This window comes from Chitinophaga pinensis DSM 2588 (assembly GCF_000024005.1).
Taxonomy (GTDB): Bacteria; Bacteroidota; Bacteroidia; order Chitinophagales; family Chitinophagaceae; genus Chitinophaga; species Chitinophaga pinensis.
Genome location: NC_013132.1, coordinates 5,897,113 through 5,920,291, shown reverse-complemented (window position 1 = coordinate 5,920,291; position 23,179 = coordinate 5,897,113). Strand labels below are relative to the sequence as shown.

Sequence of the window (23,179 nt, the reverse complement as noted above, 5' to 3'; positions counted from 1 at the left end):
CTCGTAACCAATATTCTTAAAATAATCATGCAACCCTCATCAATTTTTAACCGGATCACGTCTAACGGAAAATTTGTTCCGGAAGTAGACGGTTTACGTTTTATTGCAGTATTTGCCGTTGTGATAGCTCATATTGACGGCTTTTTTGTTGATAAGGTAGAAGAGCTTTTACATCAGAAGGATAAGTGGCTATCCCTTTTTGATTACATGCTGCAGGGAGGTGGCATAGGTGTTTCGTTGTTTTTTGTTATCAGCGGCTATATACTTGGGCTGCCATTTGCCAATCAATATCTTGGCGATGGAAAGAAGGTGGTTTTGCGTTCGTATTTTGTCAGGAGACTGACGCGTCTGGAGCCACCGTACATGTTATGTATGATTATGCTTTTCGCTGTATTGGTGTATGTTTTACATAAGTATACTTTCAGCGAGTTATTACCGAGTCTTCTGGCATCGTTGACTTATACGCATAATCTTTTCTGGGACAGGTACACTCTACCACTTGTTAATGGAGTGGCCTGGAGTTTGGAAGTGGAAGTACAGTTTTATATTATGGCGCCGTTGCTCGCTAGATTGTTTTTACTGCCGGCTGCAAAACGGAGAACTATTATTTTGCTGATATGTGTATTAATGATTTCAGTAAGAAGTGTTTATCAGTTGCCGTACCGTACGATTGTAGATTCTATCCAGTATTTCCTGACAGGTTTTCTACTCGCAGATCTGAAAGTAACTAATACGGTTCTGCCGCTTAATAAGTCATGGGTATGGGCAATAGGAATACCGGCTTTAATGCTGGTCTTTATATTGAAGATGATGCTGCCTAATAATGATCCTGATCTGGTATTAAATATGGGGCTGTTTATAGTCATTGCTATTTTTAACTATCTGTGTTTGTTTCATGGCTTTATCAATGGCTTTCTGACCAACAGGATTATTTTCACAATCGGAGGTATGTGCTATTCCATTTATCTGTTACATACGGCTATTATTTCTGCGTTTGGCAGCAAGTTCATTAATGGCTTCTTTTTTGACTCAATATATCTGAATCTGGCGTTATTCAATGTATTACAGCTTTGCCTGATTATGGCGATATCAGCTGTTTACTTTCTGCTAATAGAGCGACCTTGCATGGACAAACACTGGCCACAAAAGCTGTTCGCATTTTTCAGAGGCCGCTCTACAGTTTCATGGAAGACCATTCCTTATTTGCTCAGACCGAGGAAATGATTTTACAGACGGGACAATAGAAGCTATTTATAACATCCCCGCATACTGATTAGAATAAAAGGATTATTTAAGATCATGCAAGACGCGTGGCAGATGCGTTCCGGCAAAGCGCCCTAAGACGCGTATACAGTTAAAAGTTCCGTATGAAAAACATTGGTCTGAATAAGAAGGATGACTGATACGGTCGGGGCATATCGGCGCAGACAGTATTGTGTATGCTGTAGGATTGGTAACGATATTACGTTTGATCTTTCTGTGATCGAATAAATATGGCGTGCGTGTCTATGCGTTTGATCCGACACCGTACGTAAAAGGTTGGTTGCAGGAGCAGCTGTTACCGGCGGAGTTCTTTTATCAGGAAGTCGCCTTATCTGACAGTGACGGTTATATGAATTTTACAAGCCGGAGCATCCTGATCACATTCTCATTCTGTTGTAGCGATTGATAAGGAGAACGCATACGTGGGAGTGCCTTCAAAGCGTTTAAAGACGATCATGCAGGAATTAGGGCATGATCATATTGTTATACTAAACATAGATATTGAAGGAGCAGAATATGCTGTAATAAAGATATTTTAGGATCAGGCATAAAAATTGGACCATCCCTGATCGAATTCCATCATTTTTTGAAAACGTTGCTGTTGCTGATACAGAGAAATCCATCGCATTACTGAACGAGCATCATTACCATATCTTTTATATTTCACCACTTGGATAGAAATATTCATTAATGCGTACTCAACAATAAAACCATATTCTTATATGAGACATTAACCGATTCGCCAATAGCCTTATTTTATTGATTGTCAACAATGTGATACAGTATTATGCACTGTAATGATATTTAATTTTTCCATCAAATTAAATATTATTACAAATTATAATTATTTACATATCTTTAAGCCTGCCGGGTTTAGTTTATCGCTTGGATAAACCCGTTGTTGATACTATTTGAATCACCTGACTATTTCGATCCTATGAACAAGCCGGAGTGTTTATGTCTGCGGGGTACTGCAGTCATTAGGCATGCCTGTGGCCTATTACTGTGTTTAAGTTTCTTATTTACTGGCCTTAATCAGGTACATGCCCAGGATATCGAGCTGGGAAATCCGTCAATGGAATCTCCTTTATTAGCGCCGCTGCCGCCAGCGCCATGGAAGCGTTTTGAGCAGTCGCCCGATGTGCAGCCTGGGTGGGTGGGGGTGAATACACCACCTATGGACGGAAACACATATATCGGGATGATTGCCGGGGCGGTCTGGTCTGAGCGACTGGCGCAGGAACTGGTAACGCCGTTGCGGGCTAACAGATCGTATACTATTTCGTTCGGACTCGCCTTTCCTGAACGGTATTTTTCTGCTCCCATGTGTTATGGCGGAATGGTCATCTATGGCGCTAACGCACCCGGTGAGAAAGGGGATGTTTTATGGCAGTCCGGTATTTTTACGCATAAAGAATGGCGTACTTATAAGGCGACATTCACACCGGAGAAGGACTATAAATATTTTGTATTCGGTCCTTACCGGGATAGCACCTGCAAGCAGATGTATTCGGCAGTGCTCGTAGATAATTTCTCACCTTATATTTCGGAAGTGCCCCGTATATCAGCAACAGCACGTAACACCTGTAAAGGTCAGCAGGAGGGCCAGGTATCTGTGGATGTAACAGCGGGTACAGGACCTTATCAGTATCACTGGGAACCGGGAGGATATAAAGATTCAGTCGTGTCGCATCTGGATAAAGGAAATTACCGCGTGACGGTTACGAGCGCCAGTGGCGCCAATGCTTCACAGGAAGTAATGGTAGGCGAGTATGAGATGACGGCGGATGTTCAGTCAGCTGAATTACGTTGTTATGGCGACAAGGGGAAGATCACTATTATAACAGCTGGGGGAGAAAATCCGTATTTGTTTAGTATGAATGGTGGTGCTACTTATCAAAAAAGTGCGGTGTTTGAAAATCTGCAACCAGGTAATTATGATCTGGCAGTAAAAGATGTATTTAGTTGTGTGTTGAAAATAAAACAATTTAATATACCGGCAATAGAGCGGATGGAAGTGCAGTCCGTCAGAACCGGTGCTGCCAGTTGTAGTAATGTAAAAGACGGAAAACTGGAATTCACAGTAACAGGAGGTACGCGGCCGTATACCTATGAAGTATCTGGTGTGCCGCCAGGTCCGGATAGTATTATTGTGCCGTTAGAGTCAGGTGAATATACTTATCGTATCACGGATCAGCATCATTGTGAGATCAGGGGGAGTACGAATGTGTCGAGAGAGAGTCGTGAATGCGCGGTATTGATGCCAAACGCATTTAGTCCGAATGGAGACGGCATGAATGACATTTTCCGTGCAAAGATACATGATGCGGTGAGTGATTTCAGGATGACGGTATATGGAAGATGGGGACAGCTGATTTTTGAATGCCGTAATCCGGATACAGGATGGGACGGTACGCAGAAAGGAGCAGGTGTGCCGGCCGGAAGTTATTTGTGGGTAGTGACTTATACGGATAGTAAGCAACAGGCCATGCAGCAGCAGGGAACCTTGATGCTGGTGAGATAAAAAAAAGATTGCCGCTTTACGGCGGCAATCTGAAAATATCACTTTGCTGAGTAAGGTAACGAGGTTAACTTATTTAACGTGCTGATTCATTTCTTTGGCCAGTTCGAACATAGAGATCTGGTCTTTACCGTTGAATACTTTCTTCAGTTTTTCATCTGCGTTGATCAGGCGTTTATTCTGGGCATCCTGCAGATTGTGTTCTTTAATGTAATCCCAGATCTTTTTAGTGATCTCTGTTCTTGGCAGCGGATCACTACCGATAACTGCTGCCAGATCTGCGCTTGGAGTCAGTGGGGCTTTCAATCCTTTGCCACCGCCTTCTTTTGCAGGAGCTGCTTTTGTAGTGGTTTTTGCTGCTGGTTTTGCTGTCGTTTGTTTTGAAGTAGGCATTGTAAACCTTTTTTATGATTGTAATACCCACGCAACACCAAATACTATGCCCCAATTAGGGGAATCAGGAATTAGGCAATTAAGAATTAAGAATTTAGCCACTAATATTGTCATGATTCTTAGTTTTAAATGTTAATTATACCTTTGTTGCATTAGTTAAAGCGTATTTGCTCCTGTCACATGACTACCTCTGCCAATCGCCTGTTAATACTGAATGATAATACCCCTATGTACCAGCTTGTGGGCCTTATTTTCTTAGCGGGCGCACCAATCCTCATATTTATGGAAATAGACCTGCCCTGGAATCTGTTTGCCATACTAGCCTGGGCTTTGCTGTCATTTTTCTGTATTGAATTTACCCGTAAATCTTATTCGGTGTACTTTGAGAACGGAGAGGTGATCGTGTATAATCTGTTCAATATGAAAGGGAAACGTTTCTGTATACAGGACTTCGACAAGGTGACTTTCAGTCAGCGACGCTTGCAGATACCGGGTATTTACCGGTTTTTGATCAATTTTAAAGATGGCAGGAAGTTTAATTTTGCAGTAGGCGACGGAACAATTCAATTGAATGGTCCAATGGGTGCTTTTAATAGTGAGGCGGAGATCCTGGCGCATGTCAATGGCCTGATCCGGGCTTTTATAGCGGGTAATCAGGATGTTCCGGCAAGACCCTTCGCCGGCAGGTCCTGACGTTAGTATTATTAGGATAGAAGTATTATTTTAGGATGAATATATCTTCATCGTTATGTACCTGCGTTCTTTTCTCTCCATTCCCGTTATTATAATCCTTGGTTCTTTACTGGCATTACAACCTGCAAAACCCCGTTTCCGCGTATTAGCACTGTCGGAAAACGGTGGTCATCATCTTGCATATTCTAAAGCGGCGAAAGTCTGGCTGGACAAACTGGCGGCTGACAGCAATTTCGCGATCGATTACATTGAAAACACAGACAAAATAGATAGTGCGTATTTGTCTAATTATCAGTTGTTTATTCAACTGGATTATCCCCCGTATGCCTGGAAGGAACCGGCGGTAAAGGCATTTGAGCAGTATGTGAACGAGGGGAGGGGTGGATGGATCGGGTTTCACCATGCGACTTTGCTGGGTGAATTTGACGGTTATGGTCTGTGGAACTGGTTTTACCAGTTTATGGGGCAGATTCGTTTCAAAGATTATATAGCAAACTTTGCGGCGGGCGACGTACATGTAGAAGACGCTTCCCATCCTGTATTTAAGGGTGTTCCCCCGGTTTTTAATGTAAAAACGGAGGAGTGGTATATTTACGACCGGGATCCGCGTCCGAACGTACATGTATTGGCGAACGTCGATGAGCATTCTTATGTGCCGGCATCGTCAAAAACAATGGGCGATCATCCGGTTATCTGGACTAACCCGGCTTATAAGGCGAGGAATATCTACATTTTTATGGGTCATTCTCCCGATCTTTTTGAGAATATAGCTTACAAGACCCTCTTCAGAAATGCCATTTTTTGGGCTGTAAAGAAAAAATAGGGTGAAAATTCTGTCATGAGATTGTCAGAATTTTACGTTTTTCGGCAAATCTATACGGAATAGCGACTTTTTTTCCGGGGCTAAAAATCATACTAATAATGTATTGACTCTAGTTGTCACCAAACGGTTGCATATACCGAAAAGGTTCAAATTCCCTGTAAACGTGGTAAAAAAATACAATGCATATTCGCGCAGACAAAATACTGTATGTTTATACATCCAACAAACGTGTCACCCTGTAGCGGAAATATGAATCAACAATAAATTTTCGTTAACCAAGGATTAACAACTTTCTAATTAGCAAAGTCTTAATATTGCATTAACAATCCGTGTGAGGGTAGCCCCAGTTGCCAAATAGGATTCGACAACTGGGGTTAACAAACAATGGATGAAAGACCGGCTTTCCATTCATGGTTGGCCGTTTTCTTTTGTATAAATCTCCTCTGCATAAAAAAAGAGCGTTCTTTAAGAACGCTCTTTTTATTTTAGGTCTGTTCTATTCAGACAGCCACAGATAAGGGCTGCAAGAGTTTCCTGGATCGTGCGTCGCGACAGTCTGCTTCGCCGTAAGAGATTTGCCAGGTTTTAAAACCGGGATATAACTCCGGACTGAAGGCCTTACATGCAAACAAAACTTCCGGTCTTCCCGCAAGTCCTTCGAGTTGCATATACTGCATCCCCAAAGTTTTTCCCAACATCACTGCTTCGTGTAGCAGGATCCGTAATGGTGCATCAAAGAGAAAGTTCTCGTGCGTAGCGGCCAGGTGGAACTGCATCAGGTCATTGCAGAAGGTGAGCAGGGCGCCGGCGGCGGTTTGTGTACCCTGAGCGGCCAGTAGCAGACTGCTGTCAAAGCCTCCGGGGCGCAACATTTGTCTGAACCAGGCTTTATCATAGTGATCCGCAGCGCCATTATTCAGAGGGGAGATATTACGACGGAAGATTTCTCCGAAAGAATCGACATCCTGGATAGCGACGGCCTGGCGTACGGTATATCCTTTCCGTTTGAGCAGGGTTACTTCATTGGCAAAATTGTCCCCATAATGTTCCTGACGCATGTCGGGACCATCACTCACATTGATCAGCATACTTTCCGGATTTTTCCGTAGTACGCCGAGTCCGAGCGGTTTAAAATTTTTATGGATTAAAGGATGTAACTGAACAGATACACTTATGATCGTATGCTGTTCAAGAAAAACCTTCAACACACTTTCAAAGCGTTCCTGCATGCCGCTGTTAAGCGATGCAAAATTGGTACTGCAGATGGGACCTGCATAACTGTAAAGGGCATACTGACGTTTACCGTCAGCTTCACCTTCATGTTTTCTGATAACGGGCAACGCAATGAATTCGGTTTCTTCTTCATAGACAAGCAGCAGCGGCTCGCCATCAGCGGCCGTACTGTGATAGTGCCAGGTATGATTGAAGTCGGACATGTGGGCGTTTTTGACAAAACGATCCCACCGTCGGTTATCATAAATGGTCACAACATTAAAGGACATCATCTAACTAAAAATTGATTTTTCAATAAAGGATCTAAAAACGTACCGGCAAAATGTCCAGATGGTTTTAAAATGGTATTCGGATGGTTAATCAGGTTTCTTATGCTATTTACAATATGGTTTTTAACGATATAGTTAACCGGGGTTACCAAGGACTCCTAACTGCACCATTATTGTGGTATCCTTTTTGTTAGCTGCCCGTAGGTATTCATGACAATCATCAAATGCTATGAAAAGCCAACGATAACGGAGTAAATTCCCATTTTCCTGTCCCCCCATAGTTAGCCTTTAAAGACTCAACCACTATGCCAGTAGGGTAATTATTTGTAAACCAACCATATGGAGCATTTTTCAATCGAAATTATGCTCCAATATATTGGAGAACTCTAACCGCATACACGAAATACTGGAGTTGTTGCCCCGGAGACAGCGATGTCACCGGGAATTCTATTCATGTAATAGTTATGGAACTATGGATTTGTTAGCGTTGATAGAACTGTTATTACCGGAAGGGACATTGCCGGAAATACAGTCTGAGAATGGACATGTAGACTGGAGAGGAGCAATCGGGTCGATCAGGAATGAAAATGATCTTTTTGCATTTATTCATACTGTGTTGCGTCCTTACCTGCATACGATCTCTGTATTGATTGGTATCGCTGACGGAAATGGGACGATCAGTCGCTGGTGCCACAAAACAGAGGGGTTAACCTTACTGCCGCTACCTCAGAAGGTAAGCGAGCATTTTATGCAGGACAATATTTCAGGGGTACTGGAGATGTATGCGCCTGACAGAAGGTCAGCTTTACAGACGACTCTTTTCAATAGTGGGGTGCGGGAGATGCTGATACTGCCTTTGCGTAACCATACCAATAGCTTTGGTTTTTTATGTCTGCTGGCTAAACATCATAATACCTTCCCCAAATCATTGCAGATCTCCGTGAAACGTTACGCCGGACTGCTTTCTGCCGCCACCCTGAAACTGATGTTGCTGGACGCCTTGCCGCAATGGTTGCAGGAGGAGGATATGGGCGGTGACGGCGCTGAACTGCTATTGTATAATGATCTGCTGCCGGCGAAGCTGGTCAGTGGGATCGCTTTACGTCCGGTGATACAACAGGTCAGGCAGGTCGCGCCTACAGATGCGACGGTGCTGCTGACCGGAGAAACGGGCACTGGTAAGGAGCTATTTGCAGAGGCCATCCACCTTTCTTCTATGCGCAGGCAGAAAGCCTTCGTCAAAATCAATTGTGCCGCATTGCCACCCCAGCTCATAGAGTCGGAGTTGTTCGGTCATGAGAAAGGGGCATTTACAGGCGCTATTCACCGCCGTATCGGCAAATTTGAGATGGCGGAAGGCGGTACCCTTTTCCTCGATGAAATCGGCGAATTACCCCTTGATATGCAGGCGAAACTACTGCGTGTGATCCAGGAGAAGGAAATTGAACGTATCGGAGGGACGGAGACCATTCCCGTCAATGTGCGTATTATTGCGGCCACCAACAGGACATTGGAAGAAGAAGTGAGACAGGGGCGTTTCCGTCAGGACCTGTATTACCGTTTATACGTATTTCCCATACACCTGCCGGCCCTGCGGGAGCGCAGGGAAGACATTCCATTGTTGTTACAGCATTTTGCCCGCAATGCCGCTATGAAGTATGGAAAACCCATACGGCATATTGCATCCGGATCCGTGCTGGCACTGATGGATTATACCTGGCCGGGAAATATCCGGGAAATGGAACACATGGTAGAACGCGCAGTTATTTCAAGTGACGAACCACAGATTACCATCGCTGTTCCCGGAAACCGAAAAGCATTGGAGGCAGATGGTAATAGTCTGTCGCCGTTGCTTACGCTGGCGGAAACAGAACGGCAGACCATTATCAGGGCGCTTCGTTATTCCAATGGCAGGATCAGAGGTCCGCAGGGCGCTGCAGATCTTCTGGATATCAAACCTACCACGCTGGAAGCGCGGATGAAAAAGCTGGGTATTGTGAAGGAACATGTTGTGCGCTAAACATAGTTCAGACCCCAAACCTTTATCATCGTCCGGTGTAAGTGGGTATTGCACAGCGGATGTATCATGCGTTAAACATTGTCTACGCGTTACCTGTCTTGTCATACATCGGGCCATGCTTTAAATAACGTTTCCATACTGGTCTTTACAAGCAGGCACACATCCGCCACACCGGATACGGAAATGGCATAACCGGACATCATAAAGATTTTGTACTGACTATTGTCTGCTTAACACACCGCCATAACCGATCGCAAATTTTACCAGTGCATTTGGTCCTGAAAGCTGGAGCTTTTTAGTAATGTTATGCCGGTGGTTGTCTACCGTGCGTACACTAATGCATTTGTAGGATGCAATGTCCCTGCTGCTCATTCCCCTGGCGATCATATCCAGGATTTTCGCTTCTGTTTTACTCAGGCGCTCATTGATAGGATTTTTACCTTCCACGTGTAGTTGACGGATCAGCGTTTCGCGTGGTTGCATGGTCTCGCGGATATGCTGATATCTGTTGAGCCGGGATTGTATGCTCTTGATCAATTCATCACCGGTGAAGGGGAAGACCAGGAAATCATCCGCACCAAGGTTCATACCTTTCCTGATATTAGACGCGACATGTAGTCGGTTAAACAGAATAAAGGGCAGGTGTTTCATGGATGGATCGTCCCGCAATGAGATCAGGAACTGGTAGCCCGAAGTATCGGCTACTAATACGTCACACAGGATCAGGTCAGGTAACTGGCGGTTGGCAATATCAATAGCTTCAGCCACAGTATTAGTCGCCACGACATCATACGTAGGCAGCAGCAATTGACGGAACTTCCGGAGAATAGCAGCGTCTCCTGTTACCAGCAGGATTCTTGAATGGGGGGCCTCCTGTAGGGCGGAGGCAGCCGGATAAGGTGTATTCATGGTACATGGTTTATCCCCTAAAATCAGCCGCTTATAGCTGTTTTTTGAGAATCTTGGTTATTAGGTTAATACTTCGCCTTTTAATGGTTAATAAATTGGCGGGCTTTTAGGCCGGACATGACAAGGTTATAATAGAACAATAACAAGTAGTGAGGCTTTGGAAGAAAGATATGGGATTTTTTTTCTCTGTATTGCAAAAGCAGCGTACTGAAGTAAAGGTAAGGAAATTATTACAACTAATTGATTTTGTATATAAAAAAGAGAATATCGTTTTGAGAAACGTTAAATTATTGGTTAGGAGTACTGGCGATGATCTTGGAGGTGCATGAATGTGCAGGTTTTGGTTTGTAATTGCAGTTGCAGTCATTGTTTTCAGGGTTAGGTCTTACGCTTCGGTTTCAGATGGGACGACTGGATGACGCTCTTTGAAGTTCCTATGCATGGGGCTTGGATGGTCGTGTTTGGCTTTTGAATATCTGTTTAACCCGTATCAAGCGGATGGACATACTTCAAGAGCTAAGGCCAGGGTCTCCATCTGAAATCCTTCGCTGTGACCGGGCTGTCTCCATCCAATGACGCTATGTGCGGATAATGCTTTTCGTAGAAAGTGCTATTCCTGTAATTGATGATATAGTGTGAAGTACAATAACAATCAGTATATGGCAGAGTAAGAGCATTAGTATTCAGCCACTCTTACTTAAACGACAGGCATTATCAGCGGAGGGGTTGAGGTAGAGACAAAGGGCCTTAGCCCGGCGTCCCACCTCAACCCGCAGCAGACCGTCCAATATTTAACATAATCCGCTAAACCCACTTGAAACAAAAAAGCGTCCACCATCGGCAGACGCTTTTTCAATATAATTACAGTTCGCTTTACAGTCTTCCATCCACCAAATCCCTGTCTATACAAGCTTTGGTATCAAAAATAACCGCATTACTGCTGCCAAATTTTTTAAAGTCGAAGCTCAGAAATTCCCGGTGTGCCACCGCAATCACCATGGCGTCAAAGACTTCCGTTCCTTCCAGTTTAGTGACAGTAGGCACGCCATATTCTTTTTTCACTTCCTCCGGATCTGCCCATGGATCATACACCGTAACATCAAGTCCGTATTGCTTCAATTCATGGTAAATGTCAACAACACGCGTATTCCGGACATCAGGACAATTCTCCTTAAATGTGATTCCCATGATCAGGGCATGAGCGCCCTTAATCTTATGATCTTTTTCGATCATGAGTTTAACCACCTTACTGGCTACGAAGTAACCCATCTGGTCATTGACGCGTCTGCCGGAGAGAATAACCTGTGGATGGTATCCTAATGACTCGGCTTTATGTGCCAGGTAATAAGGATCTACACCGATACAGTGTCCACCGACCAGACCGGGTTTATATTTCAAAAAGTTCCATTTAGTAGCGGCTGCTTCGATGACATCGTTGGTATCGATACCGATACGGTCGAAGATCAGGGCCAGTTCATTCACAAAGGAAATATTGACGTCGCGTTGCGCATTTTCGATGGCTTTGGAGGCTTCTGCTACTTTAATGCTGGGGGCTTTATGCGTACCGGCAGTGATGATGGAAGCGTATAGTTCGTCGATACGGGTTGCTATTTCCGGAGTGGAGCCGCTGGTTACTTTTTTGATCTTTGTGAGGGTATTGACTTTATCACCGGGGTTAATCCTTTCGGGCGAATAACCTACAAAAAAGTCCTGGTTGTAACGTAGGCCGGAATGTGCTTCCAGTACAGGTACGCAGTCATCTTCTGTACATCCCGGATATACGGTGGATTCATAAATAACGATATCACCTGGTTTGAGTACGGTGCCCAGCATGGCGGAGGCGCCCAGCAGGAAGGTGAGATCGGGTGATTTGAACTGGTCTATGGGAGTGGGAACGGTAACGATGTATATCTGACAGGCTTTCAGGTCATTTTTATCGGAAGAAAGCTGTAGTCCGCCGGAGACGGAGGCGTCTGTATTGGCTCCTTGTTTCAGTACTTCGCGGAGGGCATCTATGTCGGCTTCACGGGTTTTATCCTGTTCGTTGCACAGTTCATGGACGCGCGCAGCGTTGATATCAAAGCCCAGCACTTTATACTTTCTGGCAAACTCAATTGCAAGGGGGAGGCCCACATAGCCTAAGCCGATAACTGCTATCATGTCGTATTGGTTACTTTATCACCTGTGCGGCGGTCGTCAGCGTCTTATTTTTAAAAGGATAGTTCTCAAGCAGTTTTACCAGCTTTTTGTCTTTCGCAATAGCTTTGATGGCTTGCAGATGTTTATCATGATGCAGGTCTGTACCGATAAAATCGACCAGTTCCTCTTCGATTAGCCATTCGGCGGCTTTTTGGATATGCCGGCCATAATAACCTGCGAGGGAGAGAAGATTGACCTGGAGGTAGCAACCCCGCTGTTTGAAGGTCCTGTATTCTTCTGTTTCCTGGTGATAGTAGTTATAACGCTCCGGATGTGCCAGGATGGGGCGGTAGCCCTGAGCGGATAGTTCGAATAGCCACTGATGCAGCTGTGGGGGCGCACACATGAAGGAGATTTCCACCAGCAGCAGTTCACCGTTGAGGGTGAGCAGGCGGGAAGATTTCATGAGTTCTTCAAAGTATTCGTCCATGTAGTATTCAGCGGCATGGTGGAAGCTAACGGCAGACCCTTTCGCCAGTAATGCTTCTTTTACGGTCTGGAAAGGTGCGCTGAGTGTTTCAGCGGAATTCGGATAGCGGTCTATAATGATATGCGGACTGGTAATCACCTTCTGGATGCCCAGTTCGTGCAGTGTTTCAATGAAACGGACAGAGGTTTCAACATCCTGTACGCCATCGTCTACTCCCGGCACCAGGTGAGAATGGATGTCGGTTTCTATTCCGGCGAGGAACGGAATGTTCGCATTAGTTGTATCGGACTTCTTGCGGAAAAAAAACATAATTGGTTTATGGGTCTGGTATAATGAAGTTATGCGCCAAAATCGAGGGACGCTACTATCTCTTCAAGAAACTGCTGATCTGTTTCATCGAAATGATTGAGTAGTTCGCTGTCGACATCTAATACACCAATAACCACGCCATTACGGATAACAGGAACTACTATTTCTGATTTGGACAGACTGCTGCAGGCGATATGTCCGGGGAAAGCTTCTACATCAGGGACGATGAGTGTTTTTGCTTCTGCCCAGCTGGTACCGCAAACGCCGCGTCCTTTTTTGATGCGGGTGCAGGCTACAGGTCCCTGGAAGGGTGCCAGTACCAGTTCATCACCTTTTACAAGATAAAATCCAACCCAGAACCAGTTGAACTGTTCTTTCAGTGCTCCTACGGTGTTGGCCAGGTTGGCGATGAGGTCGGGTTCACCCGTCACCAGTGCTTTTATCTGCGGAATAATAGATTGATATTCTGCTGTCTTGTCTCCTTTAACGATGCTCAGATCTTCTGCCATAACTGCAAATATATGAAACTTGGAGGGAGCTATGCAAAACGGCTGCAGGGAGAGATAAAATGAACAAACGGAAAAGATAAAATGAACAAATAAATGCGTAATTTAATGCTGTAAGTTTTAACCCACCGCTGCCGTCAGCAATATCCCTATTGAAAATCCATCAACCAGAATTTTTAAACGTTACATTAAAAGACACCTGTTATGATGACTAATCACTCTCCTCCGGGCGACGGTTCGTTGCTGCTATAAGGGTGCTTATACCTGCCGGAATTCGTTTACATAAATTATGAACCATATATTTGTCATTGTATGAAAGCACAGGTAATATTGGTGAATGAACGCGACGAGGAGACAGGATTGATGGAAAAAATGGAAGCACACGAGAAAGGCCTGCTCCACAGAGCTTTTTCCGTGTTTATTATGAATGATCAGGGCGAAATGCTGTTACAACAGCGGGCGCTCGATAAATATCATTCCGGCGGTTTATGGACGAACGCCTGCTGTAGCCACCCCTTACCGGGTGAAACAGTGGAAGCGGCCACTCATCGCCGTCTTTCGGAAGAAATGGGATTTGACTGTCCCTTGCGTGAGCTATTCCAGTTTACTTACCGTACAGAATTTGACAATGGTCTGATTGAGCATGAGTACGACCATGTATGGGTGGGTGTCTATAACGGAGCGATCAACCCGGATCCAGGGGAGGTACATGCGTTTCATTATTTACCGGTAGAAGAAATTGACCGGCAGCTAACAGCAAACCCTCAGCAGTTCACCAGCTGGTTCAGGCTGGCCTTTTCCAGAGTTATAGACAAATTAAGGGAATGACCTCCCTTTAACCCAAACCCTCTTAACCCACTTTACTATGCCAACGATCACCTTGCCTCGGATAATTTATCCGTTCCCCTCTCTTATTAACCAATTTGTAACAGCAGCACACGAGCAAAACCGTCAATGGGTAGCCGATTTTGGCTTTATCACAACGCCCGAAGCTATGGCCCGTTTTGACAGGTCCCGTTTTGCCTGGTTAGCCGCAAGGGCATTTCCTCATGCCGGTTTTCATGAACTGTGTACCATCGCCAACTTCAACACCTGGCTGTTTATGCTGGATGACCAGTGTGATGAAGCACAACTGGGAAAGAAAGCCGTTTACCTGGAACATGTTACAGACGGCTTCATGAACATACTGAAACATAATACACCCGTTGACACCGTGCTGGGAAGAAGTTTCACCGACATCTGGGAACGTATGCAAGCCCTCGGCGATACCGCCTGGCAGACACGTTTCATCAGAAGTATGGAGGAATATTTTACTTCCTGCCACTGGGAGGCCGGCAACAGAGCGGCGGATATCGTTCCTACCGTCGCAGAATATGTCACCATGCGCCCTTACACCGGTGCATTGTTCGCCGATGTGGAAGCCATCGAGATCATAGAAAAAGTGTATCTGCCTGCCCACATCCTCCAACACTTTATCGTACAGCGTCTGGTACTCGCCTGCAATAACATCGTATGCTGGGCCAATGACATCTTCTCCTGCGCTAAAGAAGCCAGACAGGGAGATGTACATAATCTCGTACTGGTACTACAGCATGAACGTAACAGCACCTTGCAGGAAGCTGTCAACGAGACCGCCAGGATGCATAATGAAGAGGTAAAACTGTTTACCGCCCTCGAAAAACTGCTGCCTTCCTTTGGCGCGGAAATGGATAGGGAACTGGAGCGGTTTATGGCAGTGCTTCGCTCCTGGATTACAGCAAATTATGACTGGAGTTATCATGATACCGGAAGGTACCAGGTGAAAGAGGTGGAAGTAGTGATCAATTCCTGATTCAACGTTGGAACGCAGCAAAGATCAGCGAGATGATGTCCGGAAGCATTGTAAATAGTAGCTATCAGGCGCGGAAATAGGCAGTCATGACTGATGATGGATGCAGGATTGGACAGTAAAAATCACATTACACAACGACTGGAATTACGCTAATAACAGATGCCAGGTAGCAGGCATTAATCTGCGAAGCAAAGATTGAACGCTGTAAAGATAAGCATGAATGATGACCAGGCTTTTAAACAACTATCAGTCAAAATCAGCACTCATTCTTCAATCAGTAATGACAGCAATAACAACCGGATTGTATTGACAACCGCTGCGCATTTCATTTATTAAAATAGTAAGGGCGTCTGCTATCAGCGGACGCCCTTACTATTTTAATTTTCAATTCTTTCCCGACCTGGCCTTCAATCTTCTCTCCAGCAATTTCCCCAGCCACCAGAAAGAAAGTGCCAGTACCGTAAAAAACACACCTTTATGTGTACGGTCCCATAAATATTCAAAATATCGAGTGTACAGATTAAGCAGCAGAAACAACACCGCCATATCCCTGACCATCGTATCATGAGCCTTGATACCCCATACAAGCACAAGTACACATAAAACGGTAAATGCGCCTACCCACCAGAGTAAGCTGACCTGCCTGACCTGCTGCCATTCATCCCAGGAAGCACTATTACCAAAAATAGAGATCATCCAGCCGGATAAAAGCAATAGCAACCAGCTGCCCACCCACGTAATGTGTTTCACCTGTTTGTATAAACGGTTATTGCGGAAAATCCAGTGGATACCTACCATAATAACCGCCAGCAATATCATGCGGCAGGGCAGGTTCATGCCAAGGAAAAAGGCTTTGTCATCTGAAATATAGTAGGTGAGCTTGACATAAGCAGGTATCAGACATAACAGCGTAGCCGTCCACATCAGCCGGGAAGACAGCAATATACCCAATATTCCGTATGCCGCCGTGGCCAGCAGCCAGAAGACGCCATAATTGCCATTCAGGTACTGAAGGGTCTTGCCCAGGTATACCACGCTGACGCCGACACTTAAAACAGGGAGTAGCCAGAATAATTCCCTGTTCAGGGAGTAGTCCGGATTGCGTTGCTGACGGCGGTAACCATTGAAACAAAGAAATACCGTCAGTGCCGCAAAAAGGGTAGCAATAATGCCATCTGTCAGGGAGAATTTCAACCGTAATACCTCAATCCATTTTTCATCCAGTACCAGCGAACCGAAAGCCATCAGCGCACAGGAAATGGCGGCAATGAAAATGTAGAGTGTTACCACCTGCCAGTCACCTTGACGTATACGCCAGGTCTCTTTCAGGCGGGTGGCCTGTTCCGGGGTTATAAGGTTTTCGGATTCCCATTGCCGCACCGCCTTCTGCAGGAGGTGGGCTTCCTTTTTATCAACTTCTAACATACAGGGTAAATATAACGTAAAAACAATGCGGACTATTGAAATAATGTTTTATTAAGTATCTTGACCCGCTTTTTCAATTATCAAACTTAGTGCTAGGGTCTGAAAACAGCTTGTGAACGGGCCTTTAAATCCCTGATATGAATCAATCAGCTGATACACACCACTTAGGTAGCCTGGACTACCTCGTGTTTTTTATCTATTTTATTATTGTCGCCGGCTTCGGCTACTATATTTTTCAGCGTAAAAGATCCAAAACGGCAAGTACGAAGGACTTTTTCCTGGCAGAAGGCTCCCTGACATGGTGGGCGATCGGGGCCTCCCTGATTGCTTCCAATATCTCGGCAGAACATTTTATCGGACAGTCCGGTTCCGGTTTTGCCCTTGGTCTGGCCATCTCTTCCTATGAGTGGATCGCTGCAGCTACCCTGATCATCGTAGCCATCTTCTTCATCCCGATCTACCTGAAAAACAAGATCTACACCATGCCCCAGTTCCTCCTGGAACGGTACAACGCCACGGTGAGTACAATCATGGCCATTTTCTGGCTGGTGGTGTACGTACTCGTCAACCTGACCTCTATCGTGTACCTGGGGGCACTGGCGATTACAGCTATTTCGGGTATACCGTTCTTCTGGTGTATCATCGGGTTGGCCATCTTTGCCCTGTTAGTGACCCTGGGAGGTATGAAGGTGATCGGTTATACCGACGTGATACAGGTATTTGTCCTGATCGTAGGCGGTCTGGCTACTACTTACCTCGCACTGCAAATGGTGTCTAATCACTTCGGTTACGGTGACAATATCCTCAAAGGACTAGCTATCGTACATGAGCGCGCAGACACGCATTTCCATATGATCTTCTCTTCGGATCACCCATATTATAAAGACCTGCCGGGCCTCTCCGTGATCGTTGGTGGTATGTGGATCAACAATCTCAACTATTGGGGATGTAACCAGTATATCATTCAGCGTGCCCTGGGTGCGGATCTGAAAACTGCCCGTAATGGTATCCTGTTTGCCGCTTTCCTGAAACTGCTGATTCCGCTGATTGCGGTAATCCCAGGTATTACGGCTTATGTACTGTTCAAGGAAGGCGTATTTAACGACGAACTCAGAAACGCTGCCGGTGTGGTAAAGCCTGACCTGGCATACCCGACCCTCATGAACCTGTTGCCGGTAGGTCTGAAAGGACTGGCCTTTGCAGCACTGACTGCCGCTATTGTGGCATCATTGGCGGGTAAACTGAACAGTATCTCTACCATCTTCTCACTCGATATCTATCACCGTTATTTTAACAAGCAGGCAAGTGAAAAACACCTGGTAAGAGTAGGCCGTGTGGCTGTAATCGTATCAATGGTGATCGCCTGTATCGTAGCGCCTGCACTGACGACGCTTGATCAGGCTTACCAGTTCATCCAGGACTGTGTAGGATACATTTCTCCTGGTATCCTGGCCATATTCCTGCTGGGTTTCTTCTGGAGACGTACCACTTCTCTGGCCGCATTACTGGCAGCAATACTGACTATTCCATTGTCAGCTATTCTGAACTTCCTGCCTACCTGGACCAAAGGCGCATTCCCGGAATATCCTTTCCTGGATCGTATGTCCATCGTATTTGTATTCCTGGTAGCACTGATGATAATCGTTACATTGCTGGATAAGCGTAGTAAAGATCAGAAGCGCATTATCGTGATCGATCCGGCGTTGTTCCGCACTACACCAGTGTTTATCGCAGGTAGCGTGATCATTACAGCCATCCTGATCGTATTGTACACCGTGTTCTGGTAAGTATATCATCTACGGTATAAATAGTAAGAGGGTCTCCGTCATTGGCAGAGGCCCTCTTACTATTTATACTGTAGTATCCCTTAGATGTGAGGGTAGGTAAGTGTTTCTGACGGAGCTGATGTTATTTCACCAGGCTCACAGCCTTACCCGCATTGATCTGACCATAACCAAAATAAGGATCTTTACCAGGTGCGCCATAATCATCTGCTGACTTACGCAATACGACATCTACCGGTACGGAATTCGTCCAGGGTTGCCAACGCGAATACCTATTATAAGTAGAAATCAGGTGACTGCTATGCAGGATAATTATATCCACAGCGCAGATCTTCGCAACATTCCGGCGCTCAGCATGTCCATTAAAAATGGAATTTGCGGAAATCGATTGAAATTTGTAAATTAGGATAGCAGACGATCTTTATTTCTCCATTTCAATTTCCACGAATTATGAGCGCAAACACCTTTTCCAACGAAGAATTAAATCCTTTGCAGAGTATAGAGCAATGGGAAGACGACGTATTGCTGCGCTATCCTGAGCCAGCAGTTCCGGAAACGGCAAAATCCAAAGAAGAATACAGAAACTATGACAATCCTGGACGGGATACCGTCAGGGAATTCTACCGCCTGAACCATCATCACCAGACGTATGACTTCGTTCAGCAGAAGAAAAAGGAGTTCCTGAGCTTCAGTCGTAAAGAAACACCGGTGTGGGGTGCAATGGAGTTTTTGAACACCCTGGTGGATGACTCAGATCCGGATATCGAACTGGACCAGTTGCAGCATCTCCTGCAGACTGCAGAAGCGATCAGGGCGGATGGTCATCCGGACTGGTTTGTGCTGACAGGCTTTATCCATGATATGGGAAAAGTGCTCTGTCTGTTTGGAGAGCCACAATGGGCCGTAGTGGGAGATACCTTCCCCGTAGGCTGTCAGTTCTCTGATAAAATTGTTTATCCTGAATTCTTTGCTGACAATCCGGATGCAAAGGATGAAAGATATAATACCAAATATGGTATTTATAGTCCGAACTGCGGACTCAATCAGGTAGACCTCTCCTGGGGACATGATGAATATCTGTACCAGATGATGAAAGACTATCTGCCGGAACCGGCGCTCTACATGATCCGTTATCACTCTTTCTATGCACAGCATAGAGAAGAAGCATACGATCACCTGATGAACGATCATGACCGAGAGATGTTTGACTGGGTAAGGAAATTCAACCCGTACGATCTCTATTCAAAGAGCCCGAAACCACCCGTAATCAGCGAATTAAAGCCATACTATGAAAGTCTGATAGCAAAATACCTTCCTGACACCATCAGGTTGTAATTGCTTTTAGCTGTGTTTAAATTAAAAGGCTATCCGCCAAATGGAGGATAGCCCTTTTTTATTTTTGTATTACATTAGTTTAAACCAATGCCTCGTACAGGATTTCTACCGGGTGCTGAGATTTACGGCCGGTACCATCTTTTACCTGGTGCCTGCAACTTGTACCCGGCGCCGCAATGATCGTTTCTTCCGCCGCATTTCTTACCGCCGGGAATAATACCATTTCGCCGATCTCCATAGAAAGGTCATAGTGCTCTTTCTCATATCCGAAGGAACCCGCCATACCGCAACATCCTGAAGGGATGATCTCAACAGAATAGTTAGCCGGCAGTGACAGAATATTTTTACTGTGCAGCGGGGTAGATAACGCTTTCTGCTGACAATGCCCATGCAGTTTGATCTGTCTTTTCTCTGTAGTGAAGAGCGTTGCCGGGATATTACCCGCAGCTGCCTCACGACTCAGGAATTCATCGATCAGGAATACATTCGGCGACAGTTGCTTCGCCTTTGCTCTCAGTTCTTCTCTTACCAGGTCCGGATATTCATCCCGAAAACTCAGGATCGCAGATGGTTCAACGCCTAATAAAGGCACCTGGTCATTAATCACGTCACTGAAGATACGCACGTTCTCTTCTGCAAAGTTGCGCGCTTTACGCAGCAAACCTTTGGACATCCAGGCACGTGCACTTTCAGGATGCTCGATCATCTTCACATCATAGCCAAGACGGTGCAGCAGTTTAACAGCTTTGATACCGATATGCGTATCGTTAAAGTTGGTGAACTCATCGCAGAACAGATATACCTGTTTCTTCGTAGCAGGTACTGTACTTTTCTCCTTCGGCCACTGCTTTTTGAACCAGCTTCTCAGCGTGGTGGATTGCAGTTCAGGCAGAGAACGTTTGATCGCAAAACCGGAAGTCTTTTTGATCAGGTTACTGGTCAGTGGTGTATTTACCATCCAGTTGTAAATGCCCGGTGCGATTGTAGCCAGACCATTCAGACGGGTGAAATTACTGATCAGTTTTGCCCTGAAAGGAACGCCGTTGGCATCATGATAATGTTGCAGGAATTCCATTTTCAGTTTGGCCATATCTACGTTGGATGGACATTCTGACTTACAGCCTTTACAAGCCAGACAGAGGTCCAGTACTTCATAGATCTCTTTATGATCGAAACGGTTCTCTTTCGTAGAATTGGTCAGGAACTCACGCAGGATATTCGCTCTTGCGCGGGTGGTATCTTTTTCATTGCGGGTCGCCATGTAACTCGGACACATGGTACCACCGCTTTTTTCTGTTTTACGACAGTCGCCCGAGCCATTACACTGCTCTGCATGCTGGAGAATGGTCTGCTCGGGGAAATGGAAGATCGTTTTCAGCTCCGGCGCTTTTTGTCCGGGGGTATAACGCAGCATACTGTTCATGCTTGGCGTATCAACGATCTTATTCGGGTTGAAGATATTCTCCGGATCCCAGGTATATTTAAGGTCACGCAGCAGGGTGTAGTTCTTATCGCCGATCATCTGGCGGATGAACTCTCCACGCAGACGGCCGTCACCATGTTCACCACTGAGGGAACCATTATATTTCTTTACGAGTGTTGCGATCTCTTCGGCGATCTTTCTGAAGAGCAGATTACCTTCTTCCGTTTTCAGGTTGATGATAGGACGGAGGTGGATTTCACCGCTACCGGCATGTGCATAGTGTACAGCGTGAAGATCATATTGTTTCAGGATATCGTTGAAATCGCGGATATAAGCCGGAAGATCGTCAATATCGATCGCAGTATCCTCGATAACAGGGACTGCTTTTTCATCACCAGGGAGGTTACTGAGCAACCCAAGACCTGCTTTACGCAGTGTCCAGATCTTTTTAGTGTCGTCTCCAAACAGCAGCGGGAAATGGTAACCCAGTCCGGCAGCCTGCAATTCGGCAATCAGCTGATTGGCTATCTCGGTAATCCCGTCACGGGTATCACGGCAGAATTCCACCACGAGGATCGCACCCGGATCTCCCTGTACAAAGAAGCGGTTTTTGCTTTGTTCAATATTATCCTTGGTACATTCCAGGATGAAATGGTCAATAAGTTCGCTGGCGCTCGGCTTATATTTCATTGCGATAATATTGGCACGCAGCGATTCATCCACAGTATTGAAGTGGATACAAACCAGCCCGGTTTCTTTGGGTGGCAGTGGAGAAACGTTCAGTTTGATCTCTGTCAGGAAAGCGAGGGTACCTTCAGATCCGGCGATCAGTTTACAGAAGTTGAAGTCTTCTTTACCGGCAGTGAAAGGAGCTGTTTCCAGCAGCAAATCAACAGCGTAACCGGTGTTGCGACGGGTGATGCTGGGTTTTGGAAACTCCCGGCGGATCTCTTCCTGGTTACTATGGTTCCCCAGCAGGGTACGTACCTGGCGGTAAACGGTGGTCTCCAGACTATTATCATTTCTCTCACAACGGGCATGGAACTCGTCAGCAGAAATGCTATTGAAAACAACGTCCGAGCCGTCGCTAAGGATCGCTTTAACTTCCAGCAGGTGTTCGCGGGTACTACCGTACACAACGGAGTTGGATCCGCAGGAATTATTACCGACCATCCCACCGATCATGGCACGGTTGGCAGTAGAAGTTTCTGGTCCGAAGTAAAAGCCATAGGGTTTCAGGAACATATTCAATTCATCCCTGATTACACCTGGCTGTACCCTTACCCAGTGTTCTTCCGTATTGATTTCCAGTATTTTCGTGAAAGTTCTCGAAACATCTACTATAATCCCGTTACCTACTACCTGTCCGGCGAGAGAGGTACCGGCGGTACGTGGGATGAGTGAGGTTTTATTGGCGCGCGCAAAGGCGATCAATGTCTTGATGTCCTGTTCATGTGCCGGGATGGCTACTGCCAGTGGCATTTCCCTGTAAGCAGATGCATCGGTCGCGTACAGCGTACGCATTGTATCATCATCGTATAGAGTACCCGTCAGGTCACGGGCCAAACCCCTGAGCTTATCTCGCATAATTATTTAAACTTCCCTTTTCAGACAGTAAAAGTAACATTTAGATAACCTAAATACAAGGAGGGGCCGGGAAATTAGAAATTGACGAAAGCGGATGGTAATTAAAAAAAAAAATTAAGAATTAACAATTACTAGAGATATCGCCGTCGGCGCAGAAACATTCTTTCTACCAATGAGACACGGAGTTTTTCAACTTTTGCGATAAAGCGCACAATTTGCCACATAG

Annotated in this window: 19 protein-coding genes; 10 read left to right on the top strand and 9 right to left on the bottom strand. The window is 45.6% G+C overall.

Features of this window, described 5'->3' with window-relative positions:
• The first annotated feature begins 27 nt into the window (after positions 1-27).
• From CPIN_RS23530 to CPIN_RS23525, 3 genes are all read left to right on the top strand, one after another.
• Positions 28-1,224, top strand: coding sequence for an acyltransferase family protein (locus CPIN_RS23530; RefSeq protein ID WP_012792348.1), 1,197 nt, complete (start codon positions 28-30; stop codon positions 1,222-1,224).
• A 440-nt stretch (positions 1,225-1,664) separates the two neighbouring features.
• A complete protein-coding gene (locus tag CPIN_RS39680; RefSeq protein WP_083781138.1) occupies positions 1,665-1,802 on the top strand; it encodes an FkbM family methyltransferase in 138 nt (45 codons plus the stop codon).
• 536 nt (positions 1,803-2,338) lie between these two features.
• Positions 2,339-3,787, top strand: a complete 1,449-nt coding sequence (locus CPIN_RS23525) for a T9SS type B sorting domain-containing protein (RefSeq protein WP_187294683.1) — start codon at positions 2,339-2,341, stop codon at positions 3,785-3,787.
• A gap of 69 nt (positions 3,788-3,856) precedes the next feature.
• Here the strand turns inward: CPIN_RS23525 and CPIN_RS23520 are convergent, their stop codons facing one another.
• Positions 3,857-4,177 carry an SWIB/MDM2 domain-containing protein gene (locus CPIN_RS23520; RefSeq protein ID WP_012792346.1) on the bottom strand — a complete coding sequence of 107 codons (321 nt, stop codon included), beginning with the start codon at positions 4,175-4,177 and terminating at the stop codon, positions 3,857-3,859.
• 282 nt (positions 4,178-4,459) lie between these two features.
• Between CPIN_RS23520 and CPIN_RS23515 the strand changes: the two genes are divergently transcribed.
• Entirely contained in the window at positions 4,460-4,870 is a 411-nt protein-coding gene (locus tag CPIN_RS23515) for a hypothetical protein (protein ID WP_148230627.1), read from the top strand.
• 55 nt (positions 4,871-4,925) lie between these two features.
• On the top strand, positions 4,926-5,693 hold the full coding sequence (locus tag CPIN_RS23510; RefSeq protein ID WP_012792344.1) for a ThuA domain-containing protein: 768 nt from the start codon (positions 4,926-4,928) through the stop codon (positions 5,691-5,693).
• Between the two features lie 500 nt (positions 5,694-6,193).
• Here CPIN_RS23510 and CPIN_RS23505 read toward each other — a convergent pair whose 3' ends face one another.
• Positions 6,194-7,129 carry a hypothetical protein gene (locus tag CPIN_RS23505; protein ID WP_148230626.1) on the bottom strand — a complete coding sequence of 312 codons (936 nt, stop codon included), beginning with the start codon at positions 7,127-7,129 and terminating at the stop codon, positions 6,194-6,196.
• A gap of 538 nt (positions 7,130-7,667) precedes the next feature.
• Here CPIN_RS23505 and CPIN_RS36960 point away from each other — a divergent pair.
• Positions 7,668-9,215 carry a sigma-54 interaction domain-containing protein gene (locus tag CPIN_RS36960; RefSeq protein ID WP_012792341.1) on the top strand — a complete coding sequence of 516 codons (1,548 nt, stop codon included), beginning with the start codon at positions 7,668-7,670 and terminating at the stop codon, positions 9,213-9,215.
• Positions 9,216-9,434: 219 nt separating this feature from the next.
• Here CPIN_RS36960 and CPIN_RS23495 read toward each other — a convergent pair whose 3' ends face one another.
• From CPIN_RS23495 to CPIN_RS23480, 4 genes are all read right to left on the bottom strand, one after another.
• Positions 9,435-10,124 carry a response regulator transcription factor gene (locus CPIN_RS23495; RefSeq protein WP_012792339.1) on the bottom strand — a complete coding sequence of 230 codons (690 nt, stop codon included), beginning with the start codon at positions 10,122-10,124 and terminating at the stop codon, positions 9,435-9,437.
• Between the two features lie 873 nt (positions 10,125-10,997).
• Positions 10,998-12,284 carry a nucleotide sugar dehydrogenase gene (locus tag CPIN_RS23490; protein ID WP_012792338.1) on the bottom strand — a complete coding sequence of 429 codons (1,287 nt, stop codon included), beginning with the start codon at positions 12,282-12,284 and terminating at the stop codon, positions 10,998-11,000.
• 10 nt (positions 12,285-12,294) lie between these two features.
• Positions 12,295-13,062 carry a tyrosine-protein phosphatase gene (locus CPIN_RS23485; RefSeq protein WP_012792337.1) on the bottom strand — a complete coding sequence of 256 codons (768 nt, stop codon included), beginning with the start codon at positions 13,060-13,062 and terminating at the stop codon, positions 12,295-12,297.
• A gap of 29 nt (positions 13,063-13,091) precedes the next feature.
• A complete protein-coding gene (locus tag CPIN_RS23480) occupies positions 13,092-13,571 on the bottom strand; it encodes a free L-methionine (R)-S-oxide reductase MsrC (RefSeq protein WP_012792336.1) in 480 nt (159 codons plus the stop codon).
• A 309-nt stretch (positions 13,572-13,880) separates the two neighbouring features.
• Here CPIN_RS23480 and idi point away from each other — a divergent pair, with 309 nt between their 5' ends.
• Both idi and CPIN_RS23470 read left to right on the top strand, forming a co-directional pair.
• Positions 13,881-14,396 carry an isopentenyl-diphosphate Delta-isomerase gene (gene idi / locus CPIN_RS23475; protein WP_012792335.1) on the top strand — a complete coding sequence of 172 codons (516 nt, stop codon included), beginning with the start codon at positions 13,881-13,883 and terminating at the stop codon, positions 14,394-14,396.
• 37 nt (positions 14,397-14,433) lie between these two features.
• Positions 14,434-15,399, top strand: coding sequence for a (-)-gamma-cadinene synthase (locus CPIN_RS23470; protein WP_012792334.1), 966 nt, complete (start codon positions 14,434-14,436; stop codon positions 15,397-15,399).
• 384 nt (positions 15,400-15,783) lie between these two features.
• Here the strand turns inward: CPIN_RS23470 and CPIN_RS23465 are convergent, their stop codons facing one another.
• Positions 15,784-16,824 (bottom strand): hypothetical protein, encoded by a 1,041-nt coding sequence (locus tag CPIN_RS23465; RefSeq protein WP_012792333.1) that lies wholly within the window; start codon positions 16,822-16,824, stop codon positions 15,784-15,786.
• A gap of 137 nt (positions 16,825-16,961) precedes the next feature.
• Here CPIN_RS23465 and CPIN_RS23460 point away from each other — a divergent pair, with 137 nt between their 5' ends.
• Positions 16,962-18,611, top strand: coding sequence for a sodium/sugar symporter (locus CPIN_RS23460; protein WP_012792332.1), 1,650 nt, complete (start codon positions 16,962-16,964; stop codon positions 18,609-18,611).
• A gap of 121 nt (positions 18,612-18,732) precedes the next feature.
• Here the strand turns inward: CPIN_RS23460 and CPIN_RS23455 are convergent, their stop codons facing one another.
• The gene (locus CPIN_RS23455; RefSeq protein ID WP_044219537.1) at positions 18,733-18,930 is read right to left on the bottom strand and encodes a hypothetical protein; all 198 of its coding nucleotides are present in this window, start codon (positions 18,928-18,930) and stop codon (positions 18,733-18,735) included.
• 128 nt (positions 18,931-19,058) lie between these two features.
• Here CPIN_RS23455 and CPIN_RS23450 point away from each other — a divergent pair, with 128 nt between their 5' ends.
• Positions 19,059-19,943 (top strand): inositol oxygenase family protein, encoded by an 885-nt coding sequence (locus CPIN_RS23450; RefSeq protein WP_012792331.1) that lies wholly within the window; start codon positions 19,059-19,061, stop codon positions 19,941-19,943.
• A gap of 79 nt (positions 19,944-20,022) precedes the next feature.
• On the opposite strand, the gene CPIN_RS23445 is transcribed toward CPIN_RS23450, so the two are convergent.
• A complete protein-coding gene (locus CPIN_RS23445; protein WP_012792330.1) occupies positions 20,023-22,953 on the bottom strand; it encodes an FAD-binding and (Fe-S)-binding domain-containing protein in 2,931 nt (976 codons plus the stop codon).
• Positions 22,954-23,179 lie beyond the last annotated feature (226 nt).